At 46.9% G+C, this 17,002-nt stretch carries 10 protein-coding genes; 8 read left to right on the forward strand and 2 right to left on the reverse strand.

The annotated features are described in order from the left end of the window. Nucleotides 1–15 precede the first annotated feature (15 nt). Nucleotides 16–1,482 carry a DUF5691 domain-containing protein gene (locus tag F3J22_RS15790; RefSeq protein WP_167018924.1) on the reverse strand — a complete coding sequence of 489 codons (1,467 nt, stop codon included), beginning with the start codon at nucleotides 1,480–1,482 and terminating at the stop codon, nucleotides 16–18. Next, nucleotides 1,482–2,798 carry an SWIM zinc finger domain-containing protein gene (locus F3J22_RS15795; RefSeq protein WP_167018925.1) on the reverse strand — a complete coding sequence of 439 codons (1,317 nt, stop codon included), beginning with the start codon at nucleotides 2,796–2,798 and terminating at the stop codon, nucleotides 1,482–1,484. Before F3J22_RS15795 ends, F3J22_RS15790 begins: the two co-directional genes overlap by 1 nt. A 172-nt stretch (nucleotides 2,799–2,970) precedes the next feature. On the opposite strand from F3J22_RS15795, the gene F3J22_RS15800 reads away from it, so the two are divergent. The 8 genes from F3J22_RS15800 to F3J22_RS15835 all read left to right on the forward strand — a co-directional run bounded on the left by F3J22_RS15800 (nucleotide 2,971) and on the right by F3J22_RS15835 (nucleotide 16,999). Beyond that, the gene (locus F3J22_RS15800; protein WP_167018926.1) at nucleotides 2,971–3,531 is read left to right on the forward strand and encodes an NADPH-dependent FMN reductase; all 561 of its coding nucleotides are present in this window, start codon (nucleotides 2,971–2,973) and stop codon (nucleotides 3,529–3,531) included. 1,057 nt (nucleotides 3,532–4,588) lie between these two features. Continuing rightward, a complete protein-coding gene (locus tag F3J22_RS15805) occupies nucleotides 4,589–5,686 on the forward strand; it encodes a slipin family protein (RefSeq protein ID WP_167018927.1) in 1,098 nt (365 codons plus the stop codon). Between the two features lie 224 nt (nucleotides 5,687–5,910). Next, a complete protein-coding gene (locus tag F3J22_RS15810) occupies nucleotides 5,911–6,663 on the forward strand; it encodes an SDR family NAD(P)-dependent oxidoreductase (protein WP_167018928.1) in 753 nt (250 codons plus the stop codon). A gap of 174 nt (nucleotides 6,664–6,837) precedes the next feature. Further along, nucleotides 6,838–7,272: a hypothetical protein gene (locus F3J22_RS15815; RefSeq protein WP_167018929.1), complete on the forward strand. Its 435-nt coding sequence runs from the start codon at nucleotides 6,838–6,840 to the stop codon at nucleotides 7,270–7,272. Nucleotides 7,273–7,388: 116 nt separating this feature from the next. Next, complete coding sequence (locus F3J22_RS15820) at nucleotides 7,389–9,977, forward strand: kelch repeat-containing protein (RefSeq protein WP_167018930.1); 2,589 nt, start codon at nucleotides 7,389–7,391, stop codon at nucleotides 9,975–9,977. Nucleotides 9,978–10,118: 141 nt separating this feature from the next. Continuing rightward, nucleotides 10,119–12,335 (forward strand): glycoside hydrolase family 3 N-terminal domain-containing protein, encoded by a 2,217-nt coding sequence (locus tag F3J22_RS15825; RefSeq protein ID WP_167018931.1) that lies wholly within the window; start codon nucleotides 10,119–10,121, stop codon nucleotides 12,333–12,335. Between the two features lie 14 nt (nucleotides 12,336–12,349). Then, nucleotides 12,350–13,591, forward strand: coding sequence for a glycoside hydrolase family 71/99-like protein (locus tag F3J22_RS15830; protein ID WP_167018932.1), 1,242 nt, complete (start codon nucleotides 12,350–12,352; stop codon nucleotides 13,589–13,591). Nucleotides 13,592–13,864: 273 nt separating this feature from the next. Then, complete coding sequence (locus F3J22_RS15835) at nucleotides 13,865–16,999, forward strand: TonB-dependent receptor (protein ID WP_167018933.1); 3,135 nt, start codon at nucleotides 13,865–13,867, stop codon at nucleotides 16,997–16,999. The last annotated feature ends 3 nt before the right edge of the window (nucleotides 17,000–17,002 follow it).

Here is a 17,002-nt window from a genome sequence, read left to right on the forward strand (position 1 = left end):
ATTTTATGCAGATGATTATTTAGCTTGAAATTGATGATGCATGGCGCTTTTGCATGCCAGGAGCGCGGAAAGGTTATCCCGCAGGCTTTTCCAGGCAGTCTGGTTATACAGTATGTCACCGAAGATGTTTTTATCTTCTGTTTGCAATACAGCTGTAGGCAACAGGTGGGCCAATTCCAGGAAGTAGTTCCTGTTATAGCTGTAGGGGTGCATGGCGATGAACTTAAAAATCTGTTCTGTCAGCGGAATGCTCCATTCTGTACTGCTTTCACCCATTTTCAGGATGACGGCGCTGCCTTCTTTTTCGACAAAGCGCATGGCATATAATTGCAGGTCATTGGCTGCGATGAGGTGAAATACATCCGGATAGAACTCCGATGTTTGTTGTAGCAAGGCCGTGATCCAGGCTGTTTCCTTAAATGTGATGGCGGCTTTCAGCAAAGGTTTTTCGAAGCCTGCGGCAGACAGAAGTTGCACGCAGGTAGTAATATCCTCCTGCAGGTACTCCTGGAAGAAGGAGCAGGGCACGGCTGCTATCAGCTGTTGCAGCTGGTATAATTCGTCTGTCAGGTTCATGGCAGATGCCGGCAGTTTGTCTATGCCTGACTTGTAGATGTCCGCTGGTAGCGGCAATTCAGGTTCGGTAATGCCGATATGTCCGTTTTGCAGGGTGATGGACGATTTTATCAGTTGCCAGTATTGTTGTACGATATCACTTTCCGGCAGTAGCCTTAACAGCTCCCAGGCTTTCTCTTTTACTTTTATACTTTTCTCGGCAGTGAGTTGTTGCAGCCATGGGATATCGTTGCTGTTGAGGCCTGTTTCGAGGCATTCCAGCAAAGCTGCTCTGGTAGCGGCATTTTCCTGTTTCCATGTTTCCATTAAGAGGGTTAGTCCGCTGTCAGGATCTTCTTTCCTGGTGGCATTAAGAACAGCGCAGCGTTGTCCGGTGGTGCCGGTTTCCCAGGTGGCAGTGGAAAGTTCCATTTCATTGCCGGGGATGAGCAGTTCCCAGTCGGGATTGAGTAATGCCAGCCATTCGCCCCGTTTGCCGTAGCAGGTCATCAGTGGTGTGCGTAGTTGTTTGGCGGCGATGGCTTTGTCCATCAGCATAGGTAATAATGCCGGCGGGATCAGGTGGCCTGCCTTACTGCATAGTTCCAGCCAGTATTTCGTGAGTGCATTGCTGCCAAGTTCGATGGCTTCCGTCAGGCTGCCAACAGCTTCCTGGCTGCAATAGGGTCTTTCTTCATCGGGGCTCACGCGTATCAGCGTATCCTCCATGTACAGCGACTGACAACCAGCCTGTCTGTAGTTCATCAGGATGGCGCCGGTTTGCAGGAGAAGCGCTTCTCTGTCGGGAGCAGTATTGCTAACGAGTTGGAGTGCATCTGTGAGTGGCCCTGCTGTTTTCAGCGGGGGCAGTGCCTGGCGGTTGGTGCCGAGTAGTGCGGTATTGATGAGTTGTTGCCAGCTTTCCATCAGAGTAATTTGTATTGATGATATTGATCCCATATGCCGATTGGCTCATAGGTTTGTTGTGATCCGGTAACGGCCATGGGCAGTGGTTTTCCGCCGCTGATGGCGAGCAGCTTCCATATTTTCGTATAGCCGTCTTTTATGCGCATGAGCTGCCGTTGCCTGTCTTGCAGGTACCAGTTACCATTATGCATAACAGGTTGTAGTTGCTGTAAGATGTATATGTTATCATAAAAAACCGGTAACAGGCTGCTGACCTCCGTCTGGGCTGCCAGTACCTCATCCCATTGCTGCATGCCATTGCTGACCATTGTTGTATTACTGTTTCTGTAATCCTTGAGAATGGCGCGTAGTGGCGATGCAGAAGGGAAGTATACCAGTTCACCGTTGATGCAGGTGCCGGGTGTCAGCGAGAACTGCGCGGTGGTAACGTGCCGGGTATAGAACTGGAGCACGACGGCGGTGCGGCGGGTATTTTCTCCGTATAGCCAGTAACGTTCGGTGACGAGCCGGTCCTGTTCTGTGACCTGTTTCCCCAGTACCTGCCAGATGTCGGTGATGCCGGGCAGACTCCGGAGATAGTCCTGGTTAACGGTAAAGCCGCATAGCTGTCGGATATCTTCCTGCAAAGGTTCCGGTAGTTGTTCCAGGTGTTTGTATCCCTGGATAACAACGTATAACCGTAGTAGTTGCTGCATGAAATCCTGCTGCCAGTTTTGCTGAAAGAATTGTGTTTCGCCCAGGTTTCGCACCATGGCGGCCAGGCCGGGAGCCTGTGCATCTATAAGTCTCCTGCTGGTATTTTCCCAGTAGGAGTGGTTTTTTTCGGGTAGATGAATAATGCCGTTTCGTACCATGTCTTTCAGCCATAGCAGCAGCTCTTCGATGCCCTGCATGACTTTTTCATCACGGGCATTATTGCGTTGTCTGGTATTGGCGGGACTACCTTTTTCGGCTTGTTCCTGTTGTTTTTCTGCCTTTTTTTCTGCGGTCGCGGTGCGGCGTTCCAGCCATTCCGAAACCCAGTCGGGATGTGCGTCTGCCGGGATCTGCTGTGGCTGCCGGGCGAAAAGTAATAGTAGTCCGATGCCATGTTTGCAGGGGAATTTGCGGCTGGGGCAGCTGCATTTAAAGGCGAGTTGTTGCAGATCTACCTGGGTTTGATAAGGTTTTGCGCCACTACCTTTACAGGCGCCCCAGAGGGCTTCCTCACTTTTGCCGGTACTGACCCATTTATGTAGACTGCCAAGTTCTTTCCCCGCTTTGCGGGAAGCATCATCGGGCGCAGATGCAAGTACCTGTTCTTCAGTTAAGGTCATGGGTTATGAGTTATTTAGCTGATTGTTCGGAGTCAAAGGTCCGCTTCCACTACGCAGTGTATATGTGCGCAGCGAAATAGTCTGAAAAAAATCGTTAACAAGCTGATAATGTATTAATTTAAACTTTGAATAAGTAAAACAGTCATATCTGCTTATCTTCTAAAATCTACAAATGCTGAAATTAAAAGTAATCAGTTCTACTACCCGTCCTGGCAGGAAAGGGCCCATCATCGCTAAGTGGATCAGTGCCGTGGCAGCGGCTAATCCGGCATTCGAAGTAGAGCTGCTGGATCTCGGGGACATTCACCTGCCTTTGATGGACGAACCATTCCATCCCCGTTTAAAAAAGTACGAGCATGAGCATACGAGAAAATGGAGTACACTGATCGATGAAGCGGATGCTTTCATTTTTGTAACAGCAGAATATAACGCCTGCTTTCCTGCGCCATTGAAAAATGCGCTGGATTATCTGTATACCGAATGGACAAACAAACCTGCAGGTATTGTAAGCTATGGTGGTATATCCGGTGGTACAAGGGCCACGCAGTTGCTGAAGCCTGTATTGACCGCATTCAAGATGATGCCACTGCCGGAAGGTGTGGTTATTTCCATGTTCGACAGGTTCATTAATGACCAGGAAGAATTTATTGCAGATGAGATGCTGAATAAATCTGCCGGGTTTATGCTGATGGAATTAGAGAAATGGGGAAATGCGCTGAAGCCTTTACGCTAGTAGGTTTGAGGCGATAGTGATCGACTGCAAGGTTATCAAGTATGAAAATAAATTTGCAGATATTGATTTCTATCATCATCTTTGCATCGTAAAATTAAAAACAAAAACAAATAACATGATTCGCTCATCAAACATAGAACAACTAAGCTATCTCGGATTCGAGGTGCCTATGTGCGAAGCGTGTTATAAGCTGAATTAGTTTACGATAACTGAATTATAACAATGAGCCTTCGCAGAAATGCGAGGGCTTTTTTTATGTTGTTACGGTCATGAATATACGATCAATCGGTACATACGAAATAGGTTTTTCGTACTGGCAAAGCCTTGCCATACGGGCATCGTATGTGTTTTTATTAAATAAACGAACGGAGTAAGTAAGTACTATTCGTAATGAGTAATACTAAGCCCTCCGGATATCCGGGGGGCTTTTTTGTTAGCCCGTATTGTTAGCCCGTATTGTTGACCCAGCGTTGTTAACCCCCGATGTTGTTAGCCGCTGTTGTTAACCCAGTGATGTTAACCCGGAATTGTTAACCCGGAATTGTTGTTAACCCGGATTATTGTTGCCCCAGGAGATGCGTACAAATGAGGTAGTATCACAGGTTCGAAGCCTGTTGTACGCACGGAGTTTTCGAAATACAATGTAAGCCAGGGTTTCCGTAGCCCGGCAGTGCGGCAGCCGTAGCTGTTTGTATACTGTTGTAGTCTTTGAAAATTTGCCACAAATTGGTTCGACTCCAATGCTAAGCCGGGAAGGCTATCACAACATGTGTCTTGAAACCACACGTAAGCAGGGCTCATAATCCTGGACAACAGTATTCATCCCTACTTAAAAAGGATGCGCAGGCCGGTAGCGGTACACGGCTACAGTTTTTAAAAGCTGTAGCACATGGAATGTTACCTGCAGCAATGCTTTCCTGATTGTACTAAATGCCGCACCCAGTACTTCCGCCCTGTATGTGTGCTGCGTACGATCAGTCGTGTTGCTCCGTGATTGCCCGTGCTTTGTACGGCCGGTCTGTGTTTATCTTACTAAAAATTATACCCCGAAATAATTATGAATTTAATTAGAGTTGAAAAGAATCAGGTAGGATTGCTAATTAAAAATGGAGATTTCAAAAAGGTACTGGCGCCAGGAAGATACTGGGCATGGAACCGGAAAGATTTTCACATTTTTAACCTGAATATGGTGTTTCTGCCACCGGTGCCTTTGGAAGAGCTGCTGGCTAATGAAACCTTTGCTGCCATGGCAGATGTGGTTGCCGTAAAGCAACATGAAATTGCGCTGGTGTTTGAAAATGACTTACTGAAAATGAACCTGCTGCCAGGGCGCTACGCCTTTCTGAAAGGAAATAGCGAAATGAAGTTCCAGGTAATCGACGTTAGTGGGGCCAATATTATCAATGACTTGCCCAGAGAGGTTTTGTTCCATCCGATGTTGCAGTCCATGTTCCGAAATTATATTGTGGCACAGCATGAAAAGGCAGTATTGCTGGTGGATGGGAAATTCCATTCTGTGCTGGATAGCGGGGTTTATTCCTTCTATGTAAACAGTCACCAGATCGAGCTGAAAAAAGCGGATATGCGTATGCAGGCACTAGAGATCAGCGGACAGGAGATCCTGACGAAAGATAAGGCGGCCCTGCGTATCAACGCCTTTGCGCAGTACAATATTGCAGATATTAATAAAGCAGTACTGGAAAATAAAGAGATGGAAAAGCAGCTGTATGTATTGGTGCAGCTGGTCTTACGTGAGTATATCGGTACACTTGGACTGGATGAATTGCTGGAGAAGAAAGGACAAGTAGGGAAGTTTATGCTGGAACAGATCCGTGAAGAGGCTGCAACATTGGGAGTGACGATTAACGGCTTCGGTGTACGTGATATTATTTTGCCGGGAGATGTGAAAGAGATTATGAACCAGGTATTGGTAGCGGAGAAAAAAGCGCAGGCCAATCTGATCATGCGCAGGGAAGAAACTGCCAGCACACGCAGCCTTATGAATACCGCCAAACTGATGGAGGAAAATCCTATGTTGTTCAGGCTGAAAGAAATGGAATACGTAGAACGCATCGCAGAGAAAGTTGGCAGCATCAATGTGAATGGCGGCGGCCTGCTAGGCGATCAGCTACGTCAGATCTTTACGCCAAAGTAATGATCTTTTTATGATAAACAATTTTTTACAGACTGCTGTTGTTTTGTTTGATAAAAACATCACATGGCAGTCTTTTTTATGTGTCGATAAAAACATGATTTATATCAGTTTACATCGGTTTTAAGATTCCTCTAACAGTAGGATGCCGTATATTTGTTTTACCGGGAAACAAGAAAGATTGTTACATGTGACCATCAATTTTTACACACCAAAAATGATTAGAAATGGAACAGTTATTTAAAGGCAAAGTGGCATTGGTCACTGGTGCAGGATCTGGAATTGGAGCGGCGGTAGCTAAACTGTATGCTGCGGGTGGTGCTAAAGTGATTGTGAGTGATGTAAACGAGCAACATGGTGAAACTATTGTTGCTGACATTAAGAAAGCGGGTGGAGAATCGGCTTTTGTAAAATGTGATGTTGGTAACCCCGAAGATTGCCGTAAGCTGGTAGACAAAACGCTGGAGCTGTATGGCCGCCTGGATATTGCCTGCAACAACGCAGGTATTGGCGGGGAGTCGAAGCCGACTGCCGACTACAGTATAGAAACCTATCAGAAGGTCATTGCTATTAACCTCAACAGTGTCTTTTATGGCATGAAATATCAGCTGCCGGCTATGCTGAAAAACGGTGGTGGCGCCATAGTAAATATATCATCCATTCTGGGGCTGGTAGGTACGCCTTACGCAGCCGCCTATGTTGCTGCAAAACACGGTGTTATCGGCCTTACTGAAACGGCCGCCGCAGAGTATTCCTCACAGGGGGTACGTGTTAATGCGGTTTGCCCGGGTTATATCACCACACCGCTGCTGGATGCGATGGATGCCAAAGCAAAAGCAGCACTGGTAGGTATGCACCCGATGGGACGCCTGGGTACTGCCGCTGAAGTGGCAGAGCTCGTTATCTGGCTTAGTTCCGATAAAGCCTCCTTCGTGACAGGTGGCAAGTTCACCGTAGATGGCGCTTATACCGCCGTATAATGATATGATCTAAACTTTTCCAGATACAGGTAGAAGGGGAAAAATGCGTAGAAATACGCATTTTTCCCCTTCTAATTTCAGTATTTATCCTGGCAATCGACCCATTTAAAGGCGCTACCTTTATTTTATAAAAAAATGAGTTTTTATAACATTTCACAGTAACCCAGCTGAGAAATGCAAAATCAGTTTAACATGACGATTGATAACAGGATTAAATTGTTTTTTTTCCCCGACCCGCAAAAGAAATATGTGGCAATAACCTATTTCTCCATTTCACTGTTGATCCTGCAGGCAATAGGTGTTACAATTGCATGGTTTCAGTTACCAAAGCAAATTCCTCTTTCCTTCGGATTTTTCGCCAAAGAAACAATCGGTGACAAAAGCGGTATCTGGGTATTGGTATTGGTGCCGGTTATCCTCTTTCTCGTCTTTACCACCATTTTACAAAGCAGCTTAATCGAACATACCTTTAAGGGTAATTTTTACGATAATATTTCGAATGATTCATCAACAGGAGAAGCCAGTAAATCAATGATCTATTATTTACGTGCGGCAGTAGTACTTATTTTCTCCTTTCTTGCCATTCTCGCCTATCTACACTGCCTCTGATCCCGGATAATACACCGGATTTATTGCTTTCGGGAGTTTAGTATTGATGAACGGCCGTCTGATTTTTTTTCGCAGCTCCAATAAAGTTCAGGAATAATTATATATTTAGTGGAGTTATGAAGACGGCCATCAATACATTTGCCACTACTTTAGTATTATTATTCACTGCATTTTATTCCACAAAAGGCCAGGAAAATTATGGCCTTACCTTTTATTCCTTCAACGCACCTCAAGAAAAAAGAACCTCGCTGGAGCTCTTTCAGCAAGACTTCTGCTTCGATGACAGTATGGACCTGTCGTTCGATTTTTCCTTTATTCCCAACCGCTCTATCTACTTCGGTTACCTGTTTCGCATGATCAGTAACAGTGGTCAGAATATTGACCTGGTATATAATCAGAAAGATGAAGTGTTTAATACCATCGTAGGTGAATCTTTCTGTGGTATTGACTTTAAACTGGATAAAACGGTCCTCTACAACAAATGGACACGTATACGATATCATCTTACCAAAACTACCATCAGCTGCTATATCAATGAGCAGTTATATAAAACAGCACCTGTTACATTAAGGGAAAACTGTTTCCATATTTCATTCGGTGCATTACGTCACAAGGATTTTATTACAACGGATGTACCGCCGATGATGATACGGAATGTTGGCGTTGCTGCTTCCGGCAAGCTGCGTTACTTCTGGCCGCTGGGCAAGCCTGGCACCAATCCCCTGGAAGATTCCATTTCCCGTAAATCCGCCATTGTTACCAATCCGCTGTGGTCCGATGATCTGCACCGCAGCTGGCGCCTGCTCAAATCTGTGAATGTGAAGGGGAATGCCAGCGTAAGCTTTAACCAGGAAGCAGAAGAGATATACCTGGTTTCTGAAGATACGGTATACCGCCTGCCGGCAAATGACGAAATGACAACCGAAGTAGCTAGCCCCTCGCTGGGATATCATCTGTTTCAGGCCAATCAATCTTTATTTAATCCGATAGATAAAAAACTCTATAATTTCTATATCGATTTAAAAGGTATTGCTTCATACCAGGATAATACCTTCCGCTGGACCCGCACCTATGATACGGTGGCTAATACAGAATATGGCCATACCAGCAAAGTATTCTCCCGCAAGGAAAATGCCCTGTATATTTTTGGCGGTTACGGCCAGCTGAAATATAAGAACCAGGTGCAGCGCTATGATTTCAATACGCAGCAATGGGCAGACCTGCAGCCTACCGGTGATTACTTTACGCCGAGGTATATGTCGGCCGCCGGCCAGTGGAACGACAGCATCTACATTCTTGGTGGTTACGGCAGTCATACCGGCGACCAGGTACTACGCCCGCAGCACCTCTATGATTTCATGCGTTTCAATACCCGTACAAAGGAGTTTAAAAAAGTATTTACCATTGAGAACACCGGAACGCCTTTCGTTTTTGCTTCTTCCATTATTATAGATACGCTGGAACAGGCCTATTATACGCTCTGTTACGATGAAAGCAGGTATGATACCCGTTTGAAGATGATCAAAGGATCATTGTTTTCTCCCGCGTACCAGTTTGTAGGGGATGAAATCCCGTATGCTTTCCAGGATGTAATTTCAGATGCAGACCTTTTCTATTGTCCGCGTTCCCGGCAGTTGCTGGCAGTGACCCTGCTGACAGAGCTAGGCAAACAGACAACTGTTAAGATATATAGTATTGGCTTTCCGCCTTTGCCGCCTGTTTCGCCCGACAAAGCCCGTAACCTGGCTTTCAGCTGGTGGTGGCTGTTGCTGCTCCTGCCGTTGGGAGGTATTGCCTGGTGGATACGGAGGAAACGCCGTTTGCCTGTTGTACCTGCAGTAGCGACACCGATTCCGGCAGCAGTTCCGGTAAAGGAACCGGCAAACATGGCAGCTCCCGCAACGCATACACCAAGAACTATAGCAGACCCGGCTCCTGAAAGAAATGTGACAGAAGAACCTCCTTTTGTCGCCGACAGGAAAAAAGGCATCAGGATTTACCTGTTTGGTAATTTTGAAATACTGGATGCCGGCGGAACGGAATATAGTAACCAGTTTTCGCCATTACTGAAAGAGTTGTTCCTCGTTATATTATTATATACCCTCAAAAATGCAAAGGGTATTTCTTCTGAAAAGCTCAATGATATTTTCTGGGGAGATAAGGCCGGGAAGAATGCCAAGAATAACCTTTCCGTGAATATCGTCCGATTGAAGGGGATACTGGCAAAGGTGGGAGCGATCTCTATTAAAAAAGAAAACGAGCGCTGGATGCTGGACTATGATCCGGAGCTGGTATCTATTGATCTGCCGGACTTTATGGCCGTGAAAACTGTTTATGCCGGTCATGGCCGCCAGAAAATGGCCTGGTTACTGTTCCTGGTGTCGAGGGGGGCTTTCCTGAAACAAACAGAGTACGCCTGGCTGGATGATCTTAAATCTGACTATACCAATAAAATAATAGATGAACTGCTGGAGGAATCGGCACATATGCACCCGCAACAGGATGCCGATATTTTAGTAGAAGCAGCCAGCTGTATTTTCAACTTCGACCCGCTCAGTGAAGAGGCCCTGCGGTTGAAATGTCATTCCCTGATTGCTATGGGAAGGCATTCACTTGCCAAAAATGCGTATGAGCGTTTTGTCAAGGATTACCATAAAGTTTATGGAGAAGAGTACCCGATTGCCTACTCGGAACTCGTTAAATAGCCTTTTTTTTAATTTTTTTTGACATTAATGCCTTCATTAATGGGATTTTATACGGTTTGTTAATGGGTGGACGCTTCCTTTGTACTCCACGTTATGCGCCAACAAAGCAGTCCATTAACCGTAATAATTCTTATTTCAACGATGAAGGTGTTAAGACCGTTATTTATTACTTTATGCTATTCCACGTTTGCAGTTGTTGCAAGTGCCCAGCAGCTTCCCTATAAAAATGCTGCCTTACCCGTAGAAGCGAGGGTGAAAGATCTGGTGTCCAGGATGACTACCCTGGAGAAGATCAGGCAGCTGGATATGTACAGGGGCTGGAGCGTTTCTCCCATGACAGAGCAAACGCATGAGGCATTAATATTGGATGAAAAACTCATTAAAGCCGCATTTGCCAAAGGTTCCTTCGGTTCCCTCCACGATTTTTATCCTACCTCCACTACCTTATCCAATGAGGTACAGCGGTATGCGGTAGAAAAAACCCGTTTAGGTATTCCCGTATTATTTATTGAAGAAGGATTGCATGGTTACTCCCGCAGGGGCAGCACCAGTTTTCCTGTGCCATTGCAGCTGGCAGCCAGCTGGGATACGGCATTGGTCCGTCAGGTGGGCCGTGCGATAGGTACGGAGAGCCGTGCCAATGGTACTGCCATGATCCTGGGGCCTTTGCTGGATGTTTCCCGCGATCCGCGCTGGGGGCGTCAGGAGGAGACATTCGGGGAAGATACCTACCTGGTGTCCGAAATAGGACTGGCCATGGTGAAGGGTTTGCAGCATGGGGATGTTAGCCGGCATGATGCGGTGGTCAGTGAGCCCAAGCATTTTGTGGTGCATCCTGTTCCTGAGGCGGGTAGTAATACGGGGCCTGTAAATATGGGTGTCCGTGAGATCAGGAGCAGCCACCTGCCTACCTTCGAGAAGGCGGTGAAGCAGGGAGGTGCTTTGGGAATTATGGCGGCCTATCATGAAATTGACGGGGTGCCTATGGTTGCCAACCGCTGGTTGCTGACAGATGTATTGCGTAAGGAGTGGGGTTTCAAAGGCTTTGTGCTGAGTGACCTGGGGGCGGTACGTATGTCGCTGGAGGCGCACCATACAGCGGGTTCCCGCATGGATGCCCTGGCGCAGACTATCAATGCGGGGCTGAACATGCAGTTCTATGATTTCGGCCATGACGAATTTGAGCAGGCGATTGATTCCGCGCTGAAACAGCGGCAGTTGTCGCCGGCGAAGCTGGACAGTGCGGTGTCAGATGTATTAAGGGTTAAGTTTTTACTGGGACTATTTGATCATCCATATATAGATACTACCTTACTTGCCAAAGTAACACATAGTGAAGCCCATCAGCAGCTGGCGCTGGATGCAGCTGCCAGGGGTGTGGTGTTGCTGAAGAACGACCGGCAGGTACTCCCGTTAACGGGCATACGTAACCTGACGTTGGTGGGGCCGCTGGCAGTAAGCAATTATCTTGGCGGGTATTCCAACACAGCAGATACCGCCATTTCAATTTTGACCGGACTGACTCAGCGCGCCGGTGACCGCCTGCATATCAGGTATGTTGCCGGCTATGATCAGTCGGCCATTGCATCCGCAGATGCCGTAGTAGTAGTTTTGGGAGAGGATTTGGCCGTAGTGGGAGAAGGAAAGGACCGTGCGGGGTTGTCGCTGGACAGTGCCCAGCTGGCCATGGTGCAGCAGGTGGTAGCATCCGGTAAACCGGTAGCCGCCGTGCTGTTGAATGGCAGGGCATTGTGTATCGACTGGGTAGCCGACCATGTACCGGCCATCGTAGAAGGATGGTTTGGCGGAGAGAAGAGTGGTCAGGCTATTGCAGACGTATTATTAGGTATAACCAATCCTGGCGGTAAGCTGCCCGTTACATTTCCGCGCAGCACCGGGCAGATACCATATTATTATAGCCATAAGCCTACGTCCTATCATCGTTATGTAGATGAGCCGGCAACACCATTATTTCCTTTTGGTCATGGCCTGAGTTACACCACCTTTAAGTACGATGCACTTAAACTGCCGGCGGCGCCGATCCATGCCAGCGACAGCTTTGACATCCAGCTTACTGTTACCAACACCGGAAAGGTAGCAGGAGAAGAAGTGGTACAGTTGTATATCCGTGATATGGTGTCGAGCGTTACCACGCCTGTCAGGGCACTCAAAGCCTTCAGCAGAGTGGCTTTGCAGCCGGGTGCTTCCCGCACACTGCAGTTCCGCCTCAGCGCAAAAGAATCCTTAGCCCTTTGGGACCGTAATATGAAGAAAGTCACCGAGCCCGGAGCATTCCAGGTAATGGTAGGCAGTTCTTCCGAAGATATCCGCCTGAATGGCGTATTCCACGTTAAATAAAACCATGCCATCACATGAAACGCATTCTTATATTTTTGACCATTTGCATTTTATCTTTCCACGCAAAAGCCCGGCAACGTCCGTTTCATTACCCGTCCTACAAAGGATTGGTAATGGCGGGCTACCAGGGCTGGTTCAACACTCCCAACGACGGTGCCGGCAGAGGATGGCACCACTATGAACACCGCGGCGTATTTGCGCCCGGTTCCTGTGAGGTAGACCTCTGGCCAGATATGCGGGAGTACAAAAAACAATATCCTTCTCCATTCCGCTTTGCCGATAGCAGCGTTGCCAATGTTTTCAGTCCTTATGATCAGTCGACCGTAGACCTTCATTTCAAATGGATGAAAGACTATGGCATTGACGGTGTATTCATGCAGCGCTTTATCGCCGAAGTGCGTAACCCCAGTGGTAATAACCATTTCAATACCGTATTGCACCATGCCATGGCCGCCGCCAAACGTAACGACCGTGCCATCTGCATTATGTATGACCTCAGCGGCATGAACCCCGGCGAAGAGCAGTTTCTGCTCAATGACCTCGACGCGCTGACAAAAGAATACGGGCTGCTGGAAAAATCCGGTAAAACATCTCCCACCTACCTGCACCACAATGGCAAACCGCTGGTAACAATATGGGGCGTGGGTTTCAACGACCACAGAAAATATGGCTTCAAGGAAGCCGAAGCCATTATCGACGGCCTTAAATCCCGCGGCTTCAGCGTGATGCTGGGCGTGCCTACCTACTGGCGGGAGTTTGGGTCAGATGCCCTGCACGACGAAGCACTGCATCAGTTGTTACGCAAGTGCGATATAGTAGCACCGTGGTTTGTAGGAAGATATGGTCAGGAATCTTATCCGGCCTTTCATGAGACAGTAGTGAAAGATATTGCCTGGTGTAAAGAGAACCATGTTGATTATGTACCGCTGGCATTTCCAGGTTTCAGCTGGAGAAATATGAATGGCCCGAATGCACATACCATCAACCGGAACAAAGGCGCCTTTTTCTGGCAGCAGGTAGCGGGCGCCAAAGCAGCAGGAGCAGAGATGTTGTATATCGCCATGTTTGATGAAATGAACGAGGGTACCTCCATATTTAAATGCGCCACTGCGAGTCAGCTGCCGTTAAATCCGGGAGGTGTATTTGTGGGCATCGAAGATGAACTGGGTAGCGACCATTATTTATGGCTGGCCGGACAAGCAGCCAATTGGTTCCATGGGAAGTCCGGATACAATGAAAATTTACCTAAACGCTAATAAAAACAGGAAAAATTGAAAATTAATGCCTGATTAATGGCTGATTAACCTGTTTGTTAATGGCAGAATCGTTTTTTGCATTGACAAATCAGGGTCACAGTAATCCGTTATGAAGTTTCAACATCAGTGCGCTCTGATGATAAAGAGTAGCTGTACAAACCAAAATCAACAAATTAAATGAACGTTCCACGACAATTATCATGTCACCTTAAAAACACGTTATCTAATTCCACACATCCCCGCTGTTTGAATGCTTTTTAAACTATTTTAAACATGAAGAAAGTCTATTATTTATTGTTATGCTGCCTGCTTCCCCTATACATGATGGCCCAGCAGGTGACCATCAAGGGCAGGGTAACAGATGAAAAAGGGGCGCCTGTAATACGTGCCAACGTTGTGTTGGAGAACGACAGCAAACGCCTCGCCGGTGCCTACACCAACGATAACGGAGAATATTCCGTTCAATCCACTACCCCGGCCACTAAGATTGCTGTATCTTATGTTGGGTTGAAAACTGAAACACAATTGATTAATGGTCGCAGTACCATCAATATCGTAATGGTCACCAACGCCAACCTCAGTGATGTGGTAGTAGTAGGTTATGGCACGCAGAAGAAAGCTACTGTTACAGGTTCTGTAACATCCATCAGCAATAAAGAGCTGGTAACAACCAAAAATGAAAACGTAGTTAATATGCTGACCGGTAAAGTTGCCGGTATGCGTACTGTTCAATTAAGCTCAGAGCCTGGATCTTTCAACACTACCTACGACATCAGAGGAATGGGCGGTACCCCGCTGATCATCATCGATGGTATTCCACGCAGCAGTGGAGACCTGAGCAGGATGAACCCTGATGAGGTAGAAAGTATCTCCGTACTGAAAGATGCTTCTGCTGCTATCTATGGTGTGAAAGCCGCCAACGGTGTAATCCTCGTCACCACCAAACGTGGTTCTAAAAGTGCCAGCGGTAAATTTGACATCACCTATTCTGTAAACCAAAGCTGGCAAACGTTCGCAAACGTTCTTAAAGGTACGGATGCTGTTGGGTTTATGCGCCTTACCAACGAAAGCTATTTCAGTTCCTTTGATAACTTCTTCAACAATAAAGCGCCTGCTTTCACCGATTCCAATATCCTCGTATATGCGAGTGGTAAAATGCCTACTTCTGACTGGATGGGCGCCATCACCCGTAAATCAGCCCCTGAAACACAGCATAACCTGTCTATCAATGGTGGTAATGATAAAGTGAGATATTATTTCGGCCTGGGATATTTCAAACAGGGAAGTATCTTCAAAACAAATCCTATCAACTACGATAAATATAACTTCCGTTCCAATGTAGATGTAAACATCACCAAAAGATTACGTGGTATGGTGAATGTTTCCGGGTATGTAGACCAGAAGAATACCCCCGGAGGACGTAGTGTGTGGGAGATCCTGAAGTATGCGGAAAGCTATAAGCCGATCACGCCTATCTATGCAAACAATAATCCTGATTATCTTTTTGTAACAGATGATAACGGTAACCCCGTTGCGCTGATCAATAATGCGATGGTGGGTAATTCCAACTACAAAAATAAAAACTTCCAGGGTCAGCTGAACCTGGAGTACGATGTGCCGGGTATTGATGGCCTGACTGCAAAGGCTGCCTATACCTATATGATGGGCATGGCAGATAATACCAATGTAAGAAATGCGTACAATCTTTATTCCTATGATTCGCAGAATGATATTTACATGCCTACCACTGTCAATCTGCCGTCTAAAGTACAACGTGCTTACTATACCACCAACACTACAGATATGCAGCTCTCGCTGAACTACAAGCGTACGTTTGCAAAAGCGCATAATGTAAATGCGATGTTCCTGTATGAAGAAAACCACGTTAAAGGTGATGACTTCTGGGCACAGCGTAATTTCTCATTAGGTATTCCTTACCTGTTTGCCGGTGATACCCCTGACCAGCTTGGCAGTATGGATGCTGGCGGTTTATACGAAACCGTTATGAAGAGTCTGATCGGACGACTGGTGTATGACTATAAAGGCAAATATATTCTCGAAGGTACCCTTCGTAATGATGGTAGCAGCCGTTTCAGTCCTACTGCCAGATGGGGCCTTTTCCCGGCAGCACTGGCTGCATGGCGTTTGAGCGAAGAGCCATTTATGCAACGCCTCGTAGACCCTTCCATTCTTTCCAACCTGAAACTGCGCGGATCTTATGGTCTGATGGGGGATGATGCCAATATCAACTACCAGTGGGTAGCAGGTTATAACTATCCTGGCGCCGGCGCCATCCTGGGTGGTAACTATGTCAATGGTATCAATTCTCAGGGTGTAACCAACCAGAACTTTACCTGGCTGAAATCAAAAACTTTTGATGCCGGCGTAGATGTGGACCTGTGGGATGGACTGTTCAGTGGTTCCCTGGATTATTTCATCAGAAACAGAAGCGGACTGCCAGCACCTAAGAGTGCCCAGGTACCTGGTACCGTAGGTGTATCACTGCCACAGGAAAACCTGAACAGCGACCGTACTACCAGTATCGATATCGTGGTAGGACACCGTTACCATATCGGCGACTTCCACTATAATGTTTCCGGTAACATCAGCTTCAGCCGTGTTAAGAATATTTATGTAGAACAAACCCGTGCGGGCAACTCTTACCTGAACTATAAAAATAACCAGAACAACAGGTATTCCAACATCTGGTGGGGACCGCAGTATGCCGGTCAGTTTACCAGCTATGGACAGATCTATGGTTATAATGTAAATACCGGTGGTGGTAACCAGGGCGTATTGCCAGGCGACTACTACTACCAGGACCTCAACCATGACGGTGTAATTGATGATAAAGATGCCGTGCCGCTGGCTACAAGAGATAAGCCACTGGTGAACTTTGGTCTGAATATCAGTGCCAGCTGGAAAGGGATAGACCTCAGTGTTTTATTACAGGGTGCCGCCAATTTCCACGTACAGTATGCAGAGCAGAATGCAATTCCGCTGATGTATGGCCGTAGTGCACTCGTTCAGTTCCTGGACAGATGGCATCCGGCAGATCCTTCTGCCAACATGTACGACCCTAACACACAATGGGTGAGTGGTTACTATCCTGTAACAGGACATCCGGAGGCACAGGGTTCGCTCGCAGTACAGAACGCCAGCTATTTAAGGGTGAAAACGCTGGAACTGGGTTACACACTGCCTCATGCATTGCTGAAAAGAGCAGGTATTCAGAACCTCCGTGTATATGCCAATACGTATAACCTGGCTACTATTACAGGCCTGAAAAACATGGACCCTGAACATCCGGGCCAGGTAGCAGATGGTGCTGACTGGAACTATTCTCAGGGTGGTTACCTGTATCCGATGAACAGAACTTATAGTGTAGGCGCTTCTATCTCTTTCTAAACT

It is taken from the genome of Chitinophaga sp. Cy-1792 (genome assembly GCF_011752935.1).
Taxonomy (GTDB): Bacteria; Bacteroidota; Bacteroidia; order Chitinophagales; family Chitinophagaceae; genus Chitinophaga.

Excerpts from the sequence above, each read along its gene's own strand:
- F3J22_RS15800 (WP_167018926.1), top strand. The coding sequence starts at position 2,971 with ATGCTGAAATTAAAAGTAATCAGTTCTACTACCCGTCCTGGCAGGAAA.
- F3J22_RS15835 (WP_167018933.1), top strand. The coding sequence starts at position 13,865 with ATGAAGAAAGTCTATTATTTATTGTTATGCTGCCTGCTTCCCCTATAC.
- F3J22_RS15805 (WP_167018927.1), top strand. The coding sequence starts at position 4,589 with ATGAATTTAATTAGAGTTGAAAAGAATCAGGTAGGATTGCTAATTAAA.
- F3J22_RS15795 (WP_167018925.1), bottom strand. The coding sequence starts at position 2,798 with ATGACCTTAACTGAAGAACAGGTACTTGCATCTGCGCCCGATGATGCT.
- F3J22_RS15815 (WP_167018929.1), top strand. The coding sequence starts at position 6,838 with ATGCAAAATCAGTTTAACATGACGATTGATAACAGGATTAAATTGTTT.
- F3J22_RS15820 (WP_167018930.1), top strand. The coding sequence starts at position 7,389 with ATGAAGACGGCCATCAATACATTTGCCACTACTTTAGTATTATTATTC.
- F3J22_RS15830 (WP_167018932.1), top strand. The coding sequence starts at position 12,350 with ATGAAACGCATTCTTATATTTTTGACCATTTGCATTTTATCTTTCCAC.
- F3J22_RS15790 (WP_167018924.1), bottom strand. The coding sequence starts at position 1,482 with ATGGAAAGCTGGCAACAACTCATCAATACCGCACTACTCGGCACCAAC.
- F3J22_RS15810 (WP_167018928.1), top strand. The coding sequence starts at position 5,911 with ATGGAACAGTTATTTAAAGGCAAAGTGGCATTGGTCACTGGTGCAGGA.
- F3J22_RS15825 (WP_167018931.1), top strand. The coding sequence starts at position 10,119 with ATGAAGGTGTTAAGACCGTTATTTATTACTTTATGCTATTCCACGTTT.